The following is an 18,109-nucleotide window of genomic DNA, read 5'->3' as shown; positions in this document are numbered from 1 at the left end:
TGGATCGCATGCCGCACGCCATCGCACCCGAGATCGCCGTCGACGCGGCCGCGTGCTGCTCACCGCTGACCGGCGGCGCACTCGATACCGCCGCCGCCGAACGGCTCGCGTCGGTGTTCAAGGCGCTCGCCGACCCGGCGCGGGTCAAGTTGGTGTCCCTCATCGCGGCCTCGGAAGGCGCCGAAGCCTGCATCTGCGACCTCACCGAACCACTGGGATTGAGCCAGCCCACCGTGTCGCATCACATGAGAATGCTGGTCGACGCCGGCCTGGTGAGTCGCGATCAGCGCGGCAAGTGGGCCTACTACCGGGTCAATGCCGAAGCTCTGGACCGCGTCGCCGCCGCGGTGTCAACCCGACCCTAGGCGACTGGGCACCGGCACCCGCGCCCAACCGAGCGGTTGATACGGTCCGGAGATGACCACCAACAGCTGGGTCGCCGCACTGCTCGATTTCGACCGCGACCGCGATGTGTTCCTCGCGCCGCAGTGGGACGGGCCGGGAGCGCGGCTGTTCGGCGGGCTGATCGCCGCCCAGTCGCTGGGCGCCGCCGGGGCCACGGTCGACCCGGACAAGCACCCCCAGTCGCTACACGCCTACTTCGTGCGCGGCGGCCAGCACGGAGTCGATGTCGAACTGCAGGTCGAACGCACCCGCGACGGGCGCTCCTTCGACACCCGCCGGGTCACCGCCCGCCAGCAGGGCAAGGTGATCCTGGAGATGATCGCGTCGTTCCAGATCGACGAGCCGGGCGCGGACTGGTTCCCACCGCGGACCCCCAGCGTCGCACTCGACGATGCCGTGCCGAAGAACCCCGATCTCGATGTGGTGGACCGCTTCGAACTGCGCTGCAATCCCGACGACGATTCACCGTTCGCGGTGCCCCCGTTCTGGATCCGCACCCGCGACCCGATCGAGGACGACCCGCTCATCCGCGCCTGCACGCTCACCTACATGTCCGATCTCGGGCCGGTTCCCGCGGCCCGCCCGCCGGGCACCCCGGTCGCCGAGAACATCGGGTACGCCGCCAGCCTGGACCACTCGGTGTGGTTTCACCGGCCGTTCGTGCCGCACGCCTGGCACCGCTATGAGGTCGATTCCCTGGGCAACAGCCACTCCCGCGGACTGGTCGCCGGCGGGCTCTACGACACGTCGGGCTCGCTCATCGCCAACACCGCCCAACAGGCGCTCTGGCGGTTGTGAGCAAGAACTCGCCGTGCCGAGTTGACCGGCGAGTCGGCTCTCAACGAGGATCCACTCGTGCTGAAGATCGATGAGGGTGAACAAATCGCGAGCGTCGAGAGCCGCCTGATGAAACGTTTCACCGAGGTTCCTGCGGAGCGCGTCACCGCCACCGTCGCCGCGGCGCACAAGCACTTCATCACCAGCACCGTCCGCGACTATGTCGCGCTGCTCGTCGAACGCCGCGCGCGCGCCGAACTACAGGCGGGCCTTCACGGCCGCGGATAACCGCGCCCCGTCGGCCTTGCCCGCCGCAATCGCGTTGGCCGCCTTCATCACCTGACCCATCTGCCGGACTCCGGGGCGCTCACCGAGTTCCTCGGCAACCTGGGCCAGCGCGGTGTCCACCACGTCGACCAACTCGGCATCGGTCAGCGGGGTGGGCAGGTACTCGTCGATGATGCGGGCCTCGGCATGCTCATTGGCCGCCAACTCACCGCGGCCGTTCTGGGTGTAGATCTCGGCCGCCTCGCCGCGCTTCTTCGCCTCCCGTGCCAGCACCTTGAGCACATCCTCGTCGGACAACTCACGGGCAGCCCTACCCGAAACCTCCTCGGACTGGATCGATGCCAGCAACATGCGCAGCGTCGCAGTGCGCAGCTTGTCCTGCGCCTTCATCGCCGACGTCAGGTCGGCACGCAACCTGTCCTTCAATTCCGCCATGGCTGCGACGCTACGCCAATGACAGGATGGAGCCATGCGTAGCGATGCCGGCGGGTACCACTCGTACTATCCCCCGCCGCCCTACCACCTGCCGATCCAGCCCGGCATCATCGCACTGCGCCCACTGAACCTGTCCGATATCTTCAACGGCGCCTTCGGCTATATCCGGGCCAACCCCAAGACCACCCTCGGCGTGACGACCATCGTGGTCCTCATCGCCCAGTCACTGGCCCTGCTGCTGCAGTTCGGGCCGCTGGCGACCAGCGGCATCCTGGAGCCCCCCAACCTGACCGGGCCCGACCCGGACGTTTCCGTCCTGGTCGGTTCCGTGCTCGGCGGCCTGGCCGGCGGTCTGGCCACCTGGATCTCGATGATCCTGCTCAGCGGACTGCTCACGGTGATCGTGGGCCGGGCGGTGTTCGGTTCCGCCATCACCATCGGCGAGGCCTGGCAACGGGTGAAAGGCCGGCTACCGGCCTTGCTGGGCTACACCGCCCTGGAATCACTCGGAGTCGTGCTCCTGGTGGCAGCGGTTGCGGGTGTGATCGCGGTGGTGGCGTTCGTCCTCAACGGCTGGCTGGCCTTCGCCGTGGGCGTGCCGCTGGTGCTCGGAACGGTGGTCGCGCTGGCCTTCGTGTTCACCAAGCTCAGCTTCGCGCCGACCCTGATCGTGTTGGAGCGACTGCCCGTCATCGCGGCGATCGAGCGGTCCTTCGCCCTGGTGCGCCACGACTTCTGGCGGGTGTTCGGCATCCGGTTGCTGGCCGTGCTGGTTGCCGGACTGATCTCCGGAGCCGTCTCCATGCCCTTCAGCCTCGGATCTCAAGCCCTGATCATCATGGGCGGCTCGGCCGGCACGGCGCTGGCCGGACTGGTGCTGGCCGCCGTCGGCAGCTCGATCGGGCAGATTCTCACCGCGCCGTTCACCGCCGGGGTCGTGGTGCTGCAGTACACCGACCGCCGGATCCGCTCCGAGGCGTTCGACCTGGTGCTACAGACGGGCGCCGGACGGGCGCCCGCCTCGCCCGCCGAATCCACCGACGACCTGTGGCTGACCCGCCGGCCCTGACGTGACCGGTCTCGATATCGACGGCGACGCCGCGCACGATGCTGCGCAGCGCGAACTCGGCAAGCCCATCTATCCGCGGCCCTCGCTGACCGAACAGCTGATGGCCTGGTTCGACGACATCCTCTACAAGGTGTTCACCGACGGCTCGTGGCTGCCGGGTGGTTGGATCACCCTCGGGCTGCTGCTGACGCTGCTCGCCATCGCCGGCTACCTGGTGGTCAGAATCGCCCGGCGCACGATGCGCACCGATCGCGGATCCGCCGCGGCCCTGTTCGGGTCCCGGGAACTCAGCGCCGAGCAGCACCGAGCTGAGGCCGAACGGTCTGCCGCGCAGGGTGATTGGGCCATGGCGATCGGCCATCGGTTGCGCGCGGTGGCGCGTGAGCTCGAGCAGGCCGGCACCCTGGACCCCGTACCGGGCCGCACCGCGACCGAACTGGCCCGCGACGCCGGTGCCGCCCGACCCGGCCTGACTGCCGAGTTCCATTACGCTGCAAATACCTTTAATGCGGTGACCTACGGCGCCCAGTGCGGCACCGAGGACGAGTACCGCCGGATCGTCGCGCTGGACCGCAGTGTGCGCACGGCGGTGTCGACGTGACGAAACAGCGCTTGCGTACCGCGCGCTGGGTCTTCCTGGCGCTGCTGATGATCGCACTGGTCTCCGCGCTCGGCGCCTATCTGACCGCCCCGCGGCCGGGTGGGTTGATGGAGGCCGACTCGACGTCACCCGACGGCGCCCATGCGCTGGTCACGCTGCTGCGCGACCACGGCGTCGCCGTCGATGTCGCCGAGGATCTCGACGACGTCATCGCCGCGGCCCGGCCGGACACTCTGATCCTCGTCGCGCAGACCTTCTTCCTGCTCGACGACGAGGGGCTGAACACGCTGGCCGCACTGCCCGGAGACCGGCTGTTGGTCGCCCCGTCCGCACGGACCCGGGAACGACTGGCACCATCGATCCGTCTCGACGGCTCGATCCAGTTCGGCGGCCAGCCGATGTGTGAGCTGCGGGAGGCGGTAAGCGCCGGTGACGTGCACTTCGGCCTCAGCGAGAGCTACCGAGGCGACGGCGACACCCCGGTCACCCGCTGCTATGACGGCGCCCTGGTGCGCTACACCGAATCCGGGCGCACCACCACCGTGGTCGGCAGTTCGGAGTTCATGACCAACGCCGGCCTGCTGGGCCAGGGCAGCGCCGCGCTGGCGATGAATCTGGCGGGTACCCACGGCCGGGTGATCTGGTACGCGCCCCAGCGGCTCGAGGGCGGATCCGCCGGAGAGGCATCGCTGCTCGACCTGGCTCCACGCCAGATAAGGTGGATGGTCCTTCAGCTGTGTCTCGCAGTGGTGCTGGTCGCATGGTGGCGCGGTCGCCGGCTGGGACCCCTGGTCGCCGAGCAGTTGCCCGTCGTGGTGCGAGCCTCGGAGACGGTGGAGGGCCGGGCCCGGCTCTATCGTGCGCACCGCGCGCGCGATAGGGCGGCGGACGCGCTGCGCACCGCGGCACGAGCCCGGCTGCTCCCCCGTCTCGGACTCGGGCACAACCCGTCGCCGTCGGCGGTCACCGCGGCCCTCGCCCAGCGCATCGGCCGTGACTGCGAGGCCGTGCTGTACGGGCCCGCACCGGGCACCGATGCCGAACTTCTCGAACTGGCACACCAACTCGACGATCTCGAAAGGCAGGTCACCCAGTCGTGACGCCACCCTCGCACCCGGACGCCGCCCGGGAGGCACTGCTCGCCCTGCGCACCGAGATATCCAAGGCCGTCATCGGGCAGGAGGCGGTGGTCAGCGGTCTGGTCATCGCGCTGCTCTGCCGTGGCCACGTATTGCTCGAAGGTGTTCCGGGCGTGGCGAAGACGCTGCTGGTGCGCAGCCTGGCGGCCGCCTTGCAGTTGGATTTCAAGCGGGTGCAGTTCACCCCGGATCTGATGCCCGGCGATGTCACCGGCTCGCTGGTCTATGACGCCCGCACCGCGGAGTTCGAGTTCCGCGCCGGCCCGGTGTTCGCCAATCTGCTGTTGGCCGACGAGATCAACCGCACCCCACCGAAAACCCAGGCGGCGCTGCTGGAGGCGATGGAGGAACGCCAGGTCACCGTCGACGGCGAGCCCCGCGCGCTGCCCGACCCGTTCATCGTGGCGGCCACCCAGAATCCCATCGAGTACGAGGGCACCTACCAGCTTCCCGAGGCTCAGCTGGACCGGTTCCTGCTCAAACTGAATGTGCCGCTGCCACCCCGCGATCAGGAGATCGCGATCCTCGGTCGGCACGCCGGCGGTTTCGATCCCCGCGATCTGTCCGGACTGACGCCGGTGGCCGGGGCCGCCGATTTGGCGGCCGGCCGCGACGCGGTGCGCAACGTATTGGTGGCCAACGAGATACTGGGCTACATCGTCGACATCGCCGGTGCCACCCGGCATTCGCCCGCCCTGCAGCTCGGGGTGTCACCGCGCGGCGCGACAGCACTACTGGCCACCGCGCGGTCCTGGGCGTGGCTGTCCGGCCGCGACTACGTAACCCCCGACGATGTGAAGGCGATGGCCCGGCCGACGCTGCGGCACCGGATCGCGTTGCGGCCGGAGGCCGAGCTGGAGGGCGCCGACCCGGACGGTGTGCTCGACGGCATCCTGGCGACCGTGCCGGTGCCGCGCTGGTGATCCTCACCGGCCGGGCCGGCCTGCTGGCACTGATCGGCATTCTGCCGATCGCGGTATCACCCTGGCCCGCCACAACTTTCGTCGTCGTGGTGGCGGCGATCGTGGCGGTCTTGAGCGTCGACACCGCCCTGGCGGCCAGCCCCAGGCGGCTGAGGGTGACCCGCTCGGGTGACACCTCGGCACGGTTGGGACAGCCCGTCGACATCGTCGTGGAGGTGCACCATCCGGGCGCGCGGCGACTGCGTGGCGAGATGCGGGACGCCTGGGCGCCGAGCGCCCGTGCGCAACCCCGCAGCGGACCGGTGGACATCCCGGCCGGCGGGCGAACCCGCCTGCACACCACCCTGGCACCGCTGCGGCGAGGTGACCTCGACGGCGCACAGGTCACCGTGCGCACACTCGGACCGCTGGGGCTCGCCGGGCGGCAGTACTCCCACGACGCGCCGTGGCGGGTACGCATCCTGCCGCCGTTTTTGTCCCGCAAACACCTGCCGTCCCGATTGGCCAAGCTGCGCGAGCTCGACGGTATGGTTCCGGTGCTGATCCGGGGCCAGGGCACCGAATTCGATTCGCTGCGTGAGTATGTCGACGGTGACGATGTGCGCTCCATCGACTGGCGCGCCACCGCGCGACGAGCCGATGTGGTGGTCCGCACCTGGCGTCCCGAGCGCGACCGGCGGGTGGTCATCGTGCTCGACACCGGCCGGACGTCGGCGGGCCGGATCGGGGTGGATCCGTTGTCCTCGGATCCCACCGGCTGGCCCCGGCTGGACTGGTCGATGGACGCGGCACTGCTGCTGGCCGCGTTGGCCGCCCGCGCCGGAGACCACGTGGACTTCCTTGCCCACGACCGGGTCACCCGCGCCGGACTGTTCCATGCCTCCCGGCGCGACCTGCTCGCCCAGTTGGTGGCCGCGATGGCACCCCTGCAGCCCGCGCTGCTGGAGTCCGACGCCGCGGCCATGGTGGCCGCGGTCCAGCGCCGGGTGCGCCGCCGCGCCCTGGTCGTCCTGCTCACCGATCTGAATGCGTCGGCCCTGGACGAGGGACTGATGGGTGTGGTGGCGCAGTTGGCGGCGAAACACCAGGTGCTGCTGGCGGCGGTCTCCGATCCACGGGTCGACGCGCTGGCCGCGGGACGCAGCGATGCGGCGCAGGTGTACGACGCCGCGGCGGCGGAGCGATCGCGCAATGACCGGCACGCGATCGCCGCCCGGCTGCGCAACCATGGCGTCGGTGTGATCGATGCCCTCCCAGAGCAGTTGGCACCCGCGCTGGCGGATCGGTATTTGGCCATGAAGGCCGCCGGCAAGCTCTAGGTGGTGGGCACCACATCCGGTGCGTCCGCGATATCACCGGTCTCACCGGCTCTCGCGGCCCTGCGCCCGAAGTGCACCACATAGGCCAGGAAAGCGACCTCGGCGGTGACACCGATGGCGATCCGGGCATACGTCGGCAGCGGTGAGGGCGTCACCAGCGCCTCGATCAGGCCCGAGATGAGCAGCACCACCACCAGTCCGCCGGCCACGGAGATGACGGCGCGACCGCGTTCGGCCAGCACCTGCCCGCGCGGCCGGTTCCCCGGCGCGATCACCGACCAGCCCAGCCGCATCCCGGCCGCCGCCGCCAGGAACACCGCCGTCAACTCCAGCAGTCCGTGCGGGGTGAGCAGACCCAGGAACAGATCGCCCTTGCCGGCGCCGAACATCAGCCCCCCGGACACCCCGACATTGGCCGCGTTCTGGAACAACACCCACGGAATCGGCAGTCCCAGCAAGATGGCGAATCCGATGCACTGGGCGGCCACCCAGGCGTTGTTGACCCACACCCGCAGCGCGAACGATCCGGCCGGATTCTCGCTGTAGTACGACTCGAAGTCGTGGTTGATCAGCTGCTCCAACTCGGCGGGGGTGCCCAGGGTGGCACGGACCTCGGGGCTGCCGGCCACCCAGAATCCGATCACCACGGCGACGACGAGGAAGCTCAGCGCCGAGGCCAGCCACCACCGGCGGCACTCGTAGGCGACCACCGGGAACGAGACGGTCCACAACCGCACGAACTCCTGGCCCAGCGGCGCGTGCGCCCCGGTGACGGCGGCGCGCGCCCGTGCAACCAGGCCCGAGAGCCTGCCGATCAGGACGGCGTCACCGGTCGCGCTGCGAGCCACCGAAAGATGGGTCGAGACCCGCTGATACAGGTCGACAAGCTCGTCGACCTCCACTCCGGTGAGTGTGCGGCGCCGCTTGACCAGCTGCTCAAGACGGTCCCATGCCGGACTGTGGGCGAGCACGAACGCATCGACATCCACGGCCGCGATCCTAGTAGCGTTTGTGGGCATGGTGTTCCAGCCAGATCCCGTGGTGACCGGTGATGCCGTCGAGCTCAACGTCTCCATCGCCCAGCTACCGGTGCGCGCCGCGGCCGCCCTCATCGACGTGGCGGTGATGGCCACCGGCTATGCGGTGCTGGCCATGGGGTGGGTGTTGACCGTCTCGGAGTTCGATCAGGCGCTCTCGGCGGCGGTGTTGCTCATCGTCATGGTGCTGGTTCTGGTCGGTTATCCGGTGGTGTTCGAATCCGCCACCCGCGGCAGGTCACTGGGCAAGATGGCCCTGGGGCTCCGGGTGGTCTCCGATGACGGAGGCCCAGAGCGATTGCGTCAGGCGGTATTTCGCGCACTCTCCAGTGTCATCGAGATCTGGATGCTGACCGGGGGCCCCGCGGTCATCTGCAGCATGCTCTCCCCGCGGGGCAAACGCCTCGGGGACGTGTTCGCCGGCACCATGGTGATCAGCGAGCGCGCCCCGAAGCTGAACCCGCCGCCGATGATGCCGCCCGAGCTGGCCTGGTGGGCCGCGACGCTGCAGCTGGCCGGACTGGACGCCGCACAGGCCGAGATGGCACGGCAGTTCCTGTCCCGGGCCGAGCAGCTGGACCCGGTGATGCGCGCCCAGATGGGGCAACGGATCGCCGCCGAGGTGATCCCGCGCATCGCGCCGCCACCGCCGCCGGGCGCGGCACCGGAACGCGTGCTGGCCGCGGTCCTCGCCGAACGCCACCGTCGTGAACTGGCCCGCCTGCAGGTTCGGCCACCCACCTGAGTCAAAATGGGACACGGCTGTCCCGTTTTGGGATGCCAGTGCTACAGTTAGCGCCATGAGTGTCCTCGACGTGGGCGAATCCGGTGCGCGCGCCCGCACCCGCCGCGCCATCATCGAGGCCGCGATCTCGGTGATCACCGACAACCCGGCGGCCACCCTGTCCGATATCGCCGAGGTCGCCGGTGTCGGGCGCAGCACCTTGCACCGCCATTTCCCCGAGCGCAGCGACCTGCTCCGCGCGGTCGCCCTGCACGTGCACGCCGCCAGCAATGCCGCCATCGAAGCGGCCGATCCCACCAGCGGACCCATCCACGCCGCGCTGCGCCGAGTCGTGGAATGCCAGCTCGACCTCGGCCCGATCGTGCTCTACGTCTACACCGAGCCGACCATCCTGGCCGATCCGGAGCTGGCCGCCCATCTCGACACCGGCGACGAGGCCATCGCCGAAATCCTCGCGCGCGCAAGCGCCGACAAGCCGGAATACCCGCCCGGCTGGTCGCGACGCGTGTTCTGGTCACTGCTGCTGTCGGGCTACGAAGCCATGAAACAAGACCACACACCACGACACCAGGTCGTCGACGCCATCATGAACAGCCTTACCGAGGGAACCATCACATGACCACCCGATCGGCCACACCGCCGACCACCACACCCCGACGCTCCTGGGTCGCGCTCGCGGTGCTCACCCTGCCGGTGATGCTGATCGCGATCGACAACACCGTGCTCGCCTTCGCGCTCCCGGCGATCGCCGAGGACTTCCGGCCCGCGGCATCCACCCAGCTCTGGATCGTCGACGTGTACTCGCTGGTGCTGGCCGCCCTGCTGGTGGCCATGGGCAGCCTCGGTGACCGAATCGGCAGGCGACGGTTGCTGCTGATCGGTGCCGGCGGCTTCGCGATCGTGTCCGCGGTCGCGGCCTTCGCGCCCACCGCCGAGATGTTGGTGTTGGCCCGCGCGGTGCTCGGATTCTTCGGCGCCATGCTGATGCCGTCGACACTGTCGTTGATCCGCAATATCTTCACCGAAGCCTCGGCACGCCGGTTGGCCATCGCCATCTGGGCCTCCTGTTTCACCGCCGGCTCGACTCTCGGCCCGATCGTCGGCGGCGCCCTGCTCGAGCATTTCCATTGGGGCTCGGTCTTTCTGATCGCCGTCCCGATACTGCTGCCGCTGCTGATCCTGGCCCCGAAGCTGGTGCCGGAGTCCCGTGACCCGAACCCGGGCCCGTTGGATCTGGTCAGCGTGGCGCTCTCGTTCGTGGCGATGCTGCCCTTGGTCTGGGCCATCAAGACCGCCGCGCATGACGGGTTGTCGGCGCTCGTGGTCATCGCAGTCGTGGTGGGGCTCAGTGCCGGTGTGTTGTTCGTGCGGCGCCAGAACCGCAGGCCGATCCCGATGCTCGACATGGAACTGTTCCGCTACGGGCCGTTCACCTCATCGGTGCTGGCGAACTTCCTGTCGATCGTCGGGCTGATCGGGTTCATCTTCTTCGTGTCCCAGCACCTGCAGCTGGTGCTGGGGTTGAGCCCGCTGGAGGCCGGGCTGGTGACCCTGCCCGGTGCGGTGGTATCCATGATCGCCGGCATCTCAGTGGTCAAGGCGGCCAAGCGGTTCAGCGCACAGACGCTGATCGTGTTCGGCCTGGTGTTCGTCGCGGCCGGTTTCATCTTGATCCTGCTGTTCCGCCACGACCTGTCCGTCGCCGCGATCATCGTGTCGTTCATCGTGCTCGAGCTCGGTGTCGGCGTCTCGCAGACGATCTCGAACGACACCATCGTGGCATCGGTGCCGGCGGCGAAAGCCGGTGCCGCATCGGCGGTGTCGGAGACCGCCTACGAGTTGGGCGCGGTGGTGGGCGCGGCGACGCTGGGCACCATCTTCACCGCGTTCTACCGCGCCAACGTGCAGGTGCCCGACGGGCTGACCCCCGCCCAGGCCGGTGACGCCGCCGAGAGCATCGGCGGTGCGACTGCGGTCGCCGGCGAGCTACCCGCGCCCATCGCCGAGAAGCTGCTCGCATCGGCGCATACCGCGTTCGACTCGGGAATCGCGCCGACCGCCACTTTGGCGGCGACGCTGGTGCTGGCCGCTGCGGTGATCGTCATCGTCGCCTTCCGGCGATCAGCGGTCGCGGCGCCACCGACGGATCACTGACCGCGCGGTTGGCCCCCTGCCCTGAACGACGCAGGAGGCCAACCGTTCTCGTGGGTCAGGCCGCGGCGCGCGGGTTACCCGCCCGCTTGGGCGAGGTCTTTCCGGAGCCGGCCTGTTTGAGGCTGGGCCGAACGGCCGGCGCGGCGGCTTCCTCGGGCTCTTCGGTCTCGACCTCTTCGACCGGGGCTTCGTCAACCGGGGTGTCGTCGACCGGCACCTCCGTGACGACGTCGTCGGCGGGCGCCTGCACCTGCTCCTCGGCAGCGGGCTGCTCGGCGTCCGTCACCGGGGTGACCGCCGGTGCGCCGCCATCGGTTTCGGCACCCGGGATGCTGATCGTGACGGTCGGCGCGTCGGCGGCCGGGACGGTCGCTACCGCAGCCGTCGCGGTGGCCGTCGCGGTGGCCGTCGCGGTGGCCGTCGTCGACTGGCCCGCCTTGAGCGCATCGACGATCACCCCACGGATGTAGGGCACCGACTGCGTCATGAAGTCGCTGATATGGGTGATCGCATTCAACAACACATCGGCGACCCCGTTCTGGACGGCGTTGATGACGTTGATCGGGTTCAGGGTCCCGATCGACTTGAGCACCGACTCGGTGACGGTGACCAGGTTCTGCAGAACCGGCGTGGTCCCGACCGGGAACCCGATACCGATGAACGTCTGCGCCAGGGCCACCGTGAGCGCGAGCCCGGTCTCGAACGCCGCCGCGACCAATTGCTGACCGACCGCGAACGGGCGCTCGAACGCATCCTGCAACGGCACGGTGACCCCGGTGATGAAGTTCAGGATCGGCCCCAGGCCGCTGGCCACCAGACTGTCGATCGCGCCGTTCACATTGCCGGTGCGCAGGATGGCGCCGGCGGCGTTGAGCGCCGCCGGCAGACCCTGCACCAGTTCGGTCAGCGCGGCACCGCCCCCGTGGATGGCCGAGAGCAGCTTCGACACGGTGTACTGCTGGTTGGCGAAAATCTGACGCAAGATCGGGAACGGATCGGCCAGCTCGCTCTGCAGCGTCTCCCGGATCAGGTCCCCGGCGGCATTGACGACCGGCTTGAAGACCGTGATGGGGTTCTCGATCGAGGCCGCCAGGTTGACCGACGGCATGTGCAGATCGGCGCGCGGGGCGATCGGCGCCACCGCGATGACGCTGGCTCCGACGAGCGCGACCCCCACTGTGACGTAGGGCTTCATCGTCAATTGCATGGACATGTTCTCTTTGCCATCCCTTCAGGCGTTTCCCCCGGACCGGACAGAACTTACCCAGCAGTAAGTTGACGTCAAGAGCGATTTGTAAAGTTGCAGTGGCGGTCAAATTTCCGAAACCCGCACATTGCGGTTTCGTAACGTAACTGGTGAACGGTATTTTTCGCCAACGGCTACAAACTGGCAAACAGGCGATGATGCACATTCAATAGTTACTGCTGCAAACTATCCTGTTGCCTTCACAAGGACTTGAGATGCCGGCAGCCAGTTTGCTGAGCAGAAGCTACCGGCCAGTACGACCTGCGTGATCTCACCCACATCACCGGTTGGATGTGGTTTGCGCCACCGGGTGCGCCGTCATCCGGGTGCCGCGGCCGGGCGCCGCGGTGGCACACACCGAACGGAAGTTTCAGCAACAGAACAGACACCGACGCATTCGGTTGCCGCAACCCCCGGTACCGACACGAGGGATGCGGACCTCTGCCGTCCACATGCTGAGACGGCGACGTTCAGCGGTTGATCCAGTTGCCGTGAAAACCGAACGGCACCCGCTGCGGCAGCGCGATGGTCGCCACCGGCTCCCCGCCGAAATCGGACGCGTCGAGGATCACCAGATCACTGCCGTCACGCGTCGGGTCGTAGACATAGCTCAGGTACCAACCGCGACTCTCATCGGCCGGACCGGCGGCCGGCACGAACACCGCCTCGCCGGAGACCCCCGCCCCGAAGGAGTGGGTGCTGGCTTCCCCCGTGGACAGGTCGTGGCGCACCAACTCGGCGTCGCCCACCGAGACCGAGTAGCGCGCGGGCAGGCCGGCCAGCCGATCATCGATTCGCGGAAACTCGATGGCACGGTCGTCGAGTTGGCGCTCGCGCACCGTCCCACTTGCCAGATCGATCCGCCACTCCCACAGCATCGCCTGCTCACCGAAGCCACCGTCGTTGCGCCACAGCTCGGGGTACCGCGCGGCCTGCAGCACAATCGAATTCCCGTCGTCGAACGCGTTCGCGACATGGAATATGTAACACGGTTCGATGTCGAACCAGCGGATCGCGGCGTCCGGCTGATCGCGGCGCAGCACCCCGAACCGGGCACCGTAGCTGTCACTCCAGCGATAGGGCATATCACCGGAGCCACTGGCGGCCATCTCCATATCGAAGACGATCGGCAGGTCCATGAAGATCACGTGATCGGCGGTCATCGCGAAGTCGTGCATCATGGTGTGTGCCTTGACATCCACCGGTCTGTTGAGGACCAGCTCGCCGTCCTCGGCCACCCGGTGATAGGTGACATACGGTTCGAAAAGGCTGCCATACCCGAAGAAGTGCATCTCGCCGGTGGCCGGACAGATCTTGGGATGCGCCGTCATGGAGTTGGTCAGCTTGCCGCCGAAATCGTAGGCGCCCAACGTTTCCAGCTCATTGCTGATCTGGTAGGGAAACGACGACTCGACCAGTGCGAGCGTCTTGCCCGCATGGCTGACGACGTGGGTGTTGGCCACCGCGGCACGCAGATTGCGGGATCCGTCGTCGTTGTAGAGCGGGAATGCTTCGACGAAGCTGTCGGTACGCACCCACCGGTTGCGATACCACTTCGCGGCCCCATCCTCGATTCGGACACCGTGGATCATGCCGTCCCCGGCGAACCAATGCGCCGTGGCCTGGCGTGGGTTGGGTCCGTTGCGCAGGTACCACCCGTCGATCTCGGGCGGGATCACGCCGTGCACGGGCAGGTTGTATTCGGTGAGCTCATCGACGACGGGGGCGTAGTTGCCCCGCAGGAAGAAGGCGCCCTCGGCGGGCAGCGCGGAGGCGTCAGTCATGGCATCACCCTGACATTCCACTAGTGACATGTCAAGAGTGGAATGTAGGCTGTTCGGCCATGAGCTTGCGGATCGCGGCCCTCGGTTTACTCGCCCAGCACCCCGGCAGCGGTTACGACCTGATGCGCCGTTTCGAGAAGTCGATGGCCAACGTCTGGCCGGCCACCCAGAGCCAGCTGTACGGCGAGCTGAACCGGTTGGCCGACAACGGATTGATCGAGGTGGCCGAGATCGGGGCGCGCGGCCGCAAGGTGTACCGCGTGACCGCCTCCGGGCACGCCGAACTGCTGCGCTGGGTGACCAATCCGCAGGACGACCCGCCCGGGCGCAGCCCGGAACTACTACGGATCTTCCTGCTCGGCGAACTCCCCCGACCCGATGCCGCCAAGCATGTGCAGGCACTCGTCGAGCACGCCGAGTCCGAGCTGCACCGCTTGCGGGCGCTGCGCGAGAGCCTGCAGTTCGACGATTCCGACGACTCCTTCTATGGACACGCCGCCCTGGAGTTCGGCCTACGTTTCGAGGCCATGCAGGCGGAATGGGCCAGGTGGCTGCTGACCGCAATCGACGACCGCGCGGACTAGGTGTTGCATCGCGATAGGTTTCGATATATCGTAAACGTATCGGAAGCTCGCATCGGGCTTCCTCATCAGAAAGAGGCACCCCTATGGACACCCCATTCACACCCCCCGGTCTACCGTTCGGATTCGGCCCGGCAGCGTTCGGCCCCACCGGGTTCGACCGGCGACATGGCCGCCGCGAGTTCCGTGACCACGTCCGTGCACAGGCGGCCGGACAGCAAGGCCCGTTCGGCCCCGGCTTCGGTCGAGGGTTCGGACCCGGTTTCGGACCCGGTTTCGGGTTCGGCCCCGGCGGGCCTCGCGGCCGCGGCGGTCGCGGCCCGCGGGGTCGCGGCAAGCGCGGCGATGTCCGCGCCGCGATCCTGACCCTGCTCACCGAGCGCCCCATGCACGGGTACGAGATGACCCAGGAGATCGCCGCCCGCAGTAACGATCTGTGGAAGCCGAGCCCCGGCTCGGTCTACCCCACGCTGCAACTGCTGGTGGACGAGGGCCTGATCACCCCGACCGAAAGCGAAGGAAGCAAGAAGACCTTCGAGCTGACCGCGGAGGGGCGCACCGCGGCCGCCGCGATCGAGACGGCGCCATGGGACGAGATCGCCGAGGACGCCGACCCCAACGCGGTGAACCTGCGGGCCGCACTCGGCCAGCTCTTCGGGGCCGTCGGGCAGGCGGCGCACGCCGCGTCGTCCGACCAGCAGCAGCGCATCCTCGATATCGTCAACACCGCGCGCCGCGAGATCTACCAAATTCTCGGCGAGGAGTGACGCCCGTAGCATTGCCAGACGATGCTCACCGGTAATTATCTCGACGTTCTGATCCCGCTGCTGGTCGCGGCACTCGCCGCGGCCGGCAGCGTGGTCGGCATGAAGTTCCGCGACGCGGATTCCTACGGGCGCCGCCGCGGCATCTGGCTGCTGATGTTGGTCGCGGTGTCGGCGATCGCCACCTACGCCGCGCTCGACTCCACCTCCGCGGGCGGGAGCATCCTGGAGGCGACCGGCCTGGCCGCCGCTGCCGTCGCCGCCGCCATCGGTGCCCATGTGCTCTGGCGCAGAGTCGTTTTCGACACCGAGCGGAGCACGGTCACGCGGGCGACGCTGGCCACCGGGCTCGCTGTTGCCGTCATCATCGCCGCGGTGTCGTGGAGTTATGTGGACGGAAAGGCCTGCCGTCAGGTCGCACCACTGGTCGCGCTGAGCGCCCAGTCATTCGTGATGCCGAGCTTCTCCACCGAGCAAGGGCCGACACCCGGCGACTTCGAGGAACGCGCGCGGGCGATCCGGGACCAGGCACGTCAGATCGCACCCGGCGAGATCGCCGAACATGCCGGCAGACTGGCCGATCTGGCCGGCCAGATCGCCTTCGCGGTCCGCAATGACGACACCGCCCAGCACGCCTTGTTGGGCGCCCAGTACTACGAAGAACTGAAGCCCATCATGCGCACGTGCCGGATCGGTCTGGGCGCCTAGCTTCGGATCACGGTAAGTCCAACCCTGGCGGCAGCGCCGGCAGCCCGCCATATTCGCACCGGTGACCGTCACCGACAGCCCGCCGCCCGCCCAGACCGCCGCGGATCGTTCCACCGTCCGCACGGCGCTGCTGGCCAGTCTGGTGGGCACCACCATCGAGTGGTACGACTTCTTCCTGTACGCCACCGCGGCGAGCCTGGTGTTCAACACCACGTTCTTCCCCGACCAGAGCTCGTTGGTCGGCACCCTGATGGCCTTTGCCACCTTCGCCGTCGGATTCGTGGTCCGGCCCATCGGCGGATTCGTCTTCGGGCACATCGGGGATCGCATCGGCCGCAAGCGCACCCTCGCGTGGACGATGTTCCTGATGGGCGGCGCCACCGCACTGATGGGACTGCTGCCCACCGCCGCACAGATCGGCGTCCTCGCCCCGATCCTGCTACTGGCGCTGCGCATCGTGCAGGGGTTCGCCCTCGGCGGCGAATGGGCGGGTGCGGTGCTGCTCGCCGTCGAACACAGCACGCCGAAACGGCGCGGCTTCGCCGGCAGCATCCCGCAGGTGGGCCTCGCGCTCGGCCTGGCGCTGGGCACCGGTGTGTTCGCCCTGCTGCAGACGGTGATGTCGGCGCAGGCCTTCCTGGCCTACGGCTGGCGGATCGCCTTCCTGTTCAGCGTCGTGCTGGTGGTGTTCGGTGTTGTGGTGCGGCTCAAGGCCGCCGAGACCCCGGCATTCGTGGAGCTCAAGCGTGACGACGAGGTGGCGTCGAGGCCGCTGCGCGAACTGTTCGCACCGCCGACGCTGCGCCCCACCCTGTTGGGGATGTTGAGCCGCTGGGGTGAGGGCGCGGCGTTCAACACCTGGGGTGTGTTCGCCATCGCCTACGCGACCAGCCCGTCCGGCCCGCTGCACCTGGACAAGGTCGACGTGCTGGTCGTCGTCACCGCGGCCGCCCTGCTGATGGCGGCGCTGTTGCCGGTCTCCGGTCTGCTCGCCGACCGTTTCGGACCGCGACCGGTCTACGCCGTCGGTATCGCCGCCTACGCGGTGGCGGTGTTCCCGGTGTTCGCATTGTTCAACACCGGCACACCGGGGTCGTTCGCGATCGGCATCATCATCGTGTTCGGCATCATCCATGCCGGGTTCTACGGTGCGCAGGGCACCCTGTACGCCTCGCTGTTCCCGACCCGGATTCGCTATACCGGCCTGTCCACCGTCTATCAGCTCTCCGGCGTGTACGCCTCGGGGCTGACGCCCCTGATCCTGACCGCGCTCATCGCCGTCGGGGCTGGCGCCCCGTGGCTGGCCTGCGGTTACCTGGTGGCCACGGCGGTCATCAGCGTGGTGGCGACGCTTTTGCTCAAGCCCCGGGAGCTGGCCGACTTGTAGCCTGACGGACGTGACCGATCTGGAGCGCATGCCCCGCGGTGGACCCGACGCCTCGTGTCTGGACCGGCTGCTCGAAACCGACCGGCCCGAATATCTGGACCGTGCCGATATCGATCCCGCGGTCAAGCGCAGCGTGGTCGACGCACTGGAGTGGACCGGCCGGGTGTTCGGCAACCACGAGGCGTGTGCGCAGCTGGTCCTCGACGAGGTGGCCGAGGTTCCGGACCCCAGAATCCTCGAGCTCGGTGCCGGGCACGGGGCGCTCTCGGCGCTGATCCTCGACGCTCACCCGACCGCGACGGTCACCGTGACCGATATCGAACCGGATTCGGTCGCCGCGATGGCCGCCGGCGAACTGGGCAGTCATCCCCGTGCGGCGGTGCGGGAGATGGATGCCACGGCCATCGACGCGCCCGATTCTCATTTCGCGCTGGCGGTCTTCGCGCTGTCGTTTCACCACCTGCCGCCGCCGACGGCGGCAGCGGTGCTCGCCGAGGGCACCCGTGTCGCAGACAAACTGCTGATCATCGACCTGCCCCGGCCACCGGCGCCGCTGCATGTCCTGCGGCTGGCCACGATGGCGCCGCTGGCCCCATTCGTGCCGTTCGTCCACGACGGGCTGATCAGTTCACTGCGCAGCTACAGCCCGTCGGCGTTGCGGGCGCTGGCCGATCATGCCGGTGTGGATATCGTGCTGCGCGGCGGTCTGCTCAGACCACAGGTTGTGGTGGCCGTTCGGCGCTAGGG

General features: G+C 68.4%; 20 protein-coding genes. 16 read left to right on the top strand and 4 right to left on the bottom strand.

What is annotated here, in order from left to right; genetic code table 11:
• The first annotated feature begins 8 nt into the window (after positions 1-8).
• The 3 genes from A7U43_RS05625 to A7U43_RS05615 are packed head-to-tail and all read left to right on the top strand — an operon-like array spanning position 9 to position 1,470.
• The gene (locus tag A7U43_RS05625; protein ID WP_082902376.1) at positions 9-365 is read left to right on the top strand and encodes an ArsR/SmtB family transcription factor; all 357 of its coding nucleotides are present in this window, start codon (positions 9-11) and stop codon (positions 363-365) included.
• A 52-nt stretch (positions 366-417) separates the two neighbouring features.
• Complete coding sequence (locus A7U43_RS05620) at positions 418-1,203, top strand: acyl-CoA thioesterase (RefSeq protein WP_067992152.1); 786 nt, start codon at positions 418-420, stop codon at positions 1,201-1,203.
• A gap of 57 nt (positions 1,204-1,260) precedes the next feature.
• Complete coding sequence (locus tag A7U43_RS05615; RefSeq protein ID WP_156525854.1) at positions 1,261-1,470, top strand: three-helix bundle dimerization domain-containing protein; 210 nt, start codon at positions 1,261-1,263, stop codon at positions 1,468-1,470.
• Here A7U43_RS05615 and A7U43_RS05610 read toward each other — a convergent pair.
• Complete coding sequence (locus A7U43_RS05610; RefSeq protein ID WP_067992144.1) at positions 1,441-1,905, bottom strand: GatB/YqeY domain-containing protein; 465 nt, start codon at positions 1,903-1,905, stop codon at positions 1,441-1,443. The two genes, A7U43_RS05615 and A7U43_RS05610, sit on opposite strands and share 30 nt — an antisense overlap.
• 34 nt (positions 1,906-1,939) lie before the next feature.
• Between A7U43_RS05610 and A7U43_RS05605 the strand changes: the two genes are divergently transcribed.
• From A7U43_RS05605 to A7U43_RS05585, 5 genes are read left to right on the top strand one after another with little or no spacing between them, the layout of a single operon-like run.
• Complete coding sequence (locus A7U43_RS05605) at positions 1,940-2,974, top strand: DUF7847 domain-containing protein (protein ID WP_067992140.1); 1,035 nt, start codon at positions 1,940-1,942, stop codon at positions 2,972-2,974.
• A gap of 1 nt (position 2,975) precedes the next feature.
• Entirely contained in the window at positions 2,976-3,575 is a 600-nt protein-coding gene (locus tag A7U43_RS05600; protein WP_067992136.1) for a DUF4129 domain-containing protein, read from the top strand.
• Complete coding sequence (locus tag A7U43_RS05595; RefSeq protein WP_067992134.1) at positions 3,572-4,675, top strand: DUF4350 domain-containing protein; 1,104 nt, start codon at positions 3,572-3,574, stop codon at positions 4,673-4,675. The genes A7U43_RS05600 and A7U43_RS05595 overlap by 4 nt, the downstream gene beginning before the upstream one ends.
• Complete coding sequence (locus A7U43_RS05590) at positions 4,672-5,637, top strand: AAA family ATPase (RefSeq protein ID WP_067992132.1); 966 nt, start codon at positions 4,672-4,674, stop codon at positions 5,635-5,637. The genes A7U43_RS05595 and A7U43_RS05590 overlap by 4 nt, the downstream gene beginning before the upstream one ends.
• On the top strand, positions 5,634-6,956 hold the full coding sequence (locus A7U43_RS05585) for a DUF58 domain-containing protein (protein WP_067992128.1): 1,323 nt from the start codon (positions 5,634-5,636) through the stop codon (positions 6,954-6,956). Before A7U43_RS05590 ends, A7U43_RS05585 begins: the two co-directional genes overlap by 4 nt.
• On the opposite strand, the gene A7U43_RS05580 is transcribed toward A7U43_RS05585, so the two are convergent.
• Positions 6,953-7,945 carry a stage II sporulation protein M gene (locus tag A7U43_RS05580; RefSeq protein WP_067992127.1) on the bottom strand — a complete coding sequence of 331 codons (993 nt, stop codon included), beginning with the start codon at positions 7,943-7,945 and terminating at the stop codon, positions 6,953-6,955. The genes A7U43_RS05585 and A7U43_RS05580 overlap by 4 nt on opposite strands.
• A gap of 28 nt (positions 7,946-7,973) precedes the next feature.
• On the opposite strand from A7U43_RS05580, the gene A7U43_RS05575 reads away from it, so the two are divergent.
• Genes A7U43_RS05575 through lfrA form a run of 3 tightly spaced genes read left to right on the top strand, consistent with a single transcriptional unit; the run spans position 7,974 to position 10,892 of the window.
• Positions 7,974-8,738 (top strand): RDD family protein, encoded by a 765-nt coding sequence (locus A7U43_RS05575; protein ID WP_068001979.1) that lies wholly within the window; start codon positions 7,974-7,976, stop codon positions 8,736-8,738.
• Positions 8,739-8,793: 55 nt separating this feature from the next.
• Positions 8,794-9,357, top strand: a complete 564-nt coding sequence (locus tag A7U43_RS05570; protein ID WP_067992124.1) for a TetR/AcrR family transcriptional regulator — start codon at positions 8,794-8,796, stop codon at positions 9,355-9,357.
• Positions 9,354-10,892 carry an efflux MFS transporter LfrA gene (gene lfrA, locus A7U43_RS05565; protein WP_067992120.1) on the top strand — a complete coding sequence of 513 codons (1,539 nt, stop codon included), beginning with the start codon at positions 9,354-9,356 and terminating at the stop codon, positions 10,890-10,892. Before A7U43_RS05570 ends, lfrA begins: the two co-directional genes overlap by 4 nt.
• A gap of 55 nt (positions 10,893-10,947) precedes the next feature.
• On the opposite strand, the gene A7U43_RS05560 is transcribed toward lfrA, so the two are convergent.
• Together A7U43_RS05560 and A7U43_RS05555 are read right to left on the bottom strand one after the other, a co-directional pair.
• Positions 10,948-12,105 (bottom strand): hypothetical protein, encoded by a 1,158-nt coding sequence (locus A7U43_RS05560; protein WP_156525853.1) that lies wholly within the window; start codon positions 12,103-12,105, stop codon positions 10,948-10,950.
• Positions 12,106-12,608: 503 nt separating this feature from the next.
• Complete coding sequence (locus A7U43_RS05555; RefSeq protein ID WP_067992114.1) at positions 12,609-13,922, bottom strand: carotenoid oxygenase family protein; 1,314 nt, start codon at positions 13,920-13,922, stop codon at positions 12,609-12,611.
• A gap of 59 nt (positions 13,923-13,981) precedes the next feature.
• On the opposite strand from A7U43_RS05555, the gene A7U43_RS05550 reads away from it, so the two are divergent.
• The 5 genes from A7U43_RS05550 (at position 13,982) to A7U43_RS05530 (ending at position 18,107) form a co-directional block, all read left to right on the top strand.
• Positions 13,982-14,506 (top strand): PadR family transcriptional regulator, encoded by a 525-nt coding sequence (locus tag A7U43_RS05550; protein ID WP_067992112.1) that lies wholly within the window; start codon positions 13,982-13,984, stop codon positions 14,504-14,506.
• 83 nt (positions 14,507-14,589) lie between these two features.
• The gene (locus A7U43_RS05545; protein ID WP_067992109.1) at positions 14,590-15,270 is read left to right on the top strand and encodes a PadR family transcriptional regulator; all 681 of its coding nucleotides are present in this window, start codon (positions 14,590-14,592) and stop codon (positions 15,268-15,270) included.
• 21 nt (positions 15,271-15,291) lie between these two features.
• Positions 15,292-15,975 carry a hypothetical protein gene (locus A7U43_RS05540; RefSeq protein WP_067992106.1) on the top strand — a complete coding sequence of 228 codons (684 nt, stop codon included), beginning with the start codon at positions 15,292-15,294 and terminating at the stop codon, positions 15,973-15,975.
• 61 nt (positions 15,976-16,036) lie between these two features.
• Entirely contained in the window at positions 16,037-17,362 is a 1,326-nt protein-coding gene (locus A7U43_RS05535) for an MFS transporter (protein ID WP_067992103.1), read from the top strand.
• 28 nt (positions 17,363-17,390) lie between these two features.
• Positions 17,391-18,107, top strand: a complete 717-nt coding sequence (locus A7U43_RS05530; protein ID WP_068001976.1) for a class I SAM-dependent methyltransferase — start codon at positions 17,391-17,393, stop codon at positions 18,105-18,107.
• Positions 18,108-18,109: the final 2 nt, after the last annotated feature.

The sequence above is a fragment of the Mycobacterium adipatum genome (assembly GCF_001644575.1).
Taxonomy (GTDB): domain Bacteria; phylum Actinomycetota; class Actinomycetes; order Mycobacteriales; family Mycobacteriaceae; genus Mycobacterium; species Mycobacterium adipatum.
This window is presented reverse-complemented; position numbering and strand designations above follow the sequence as displayed.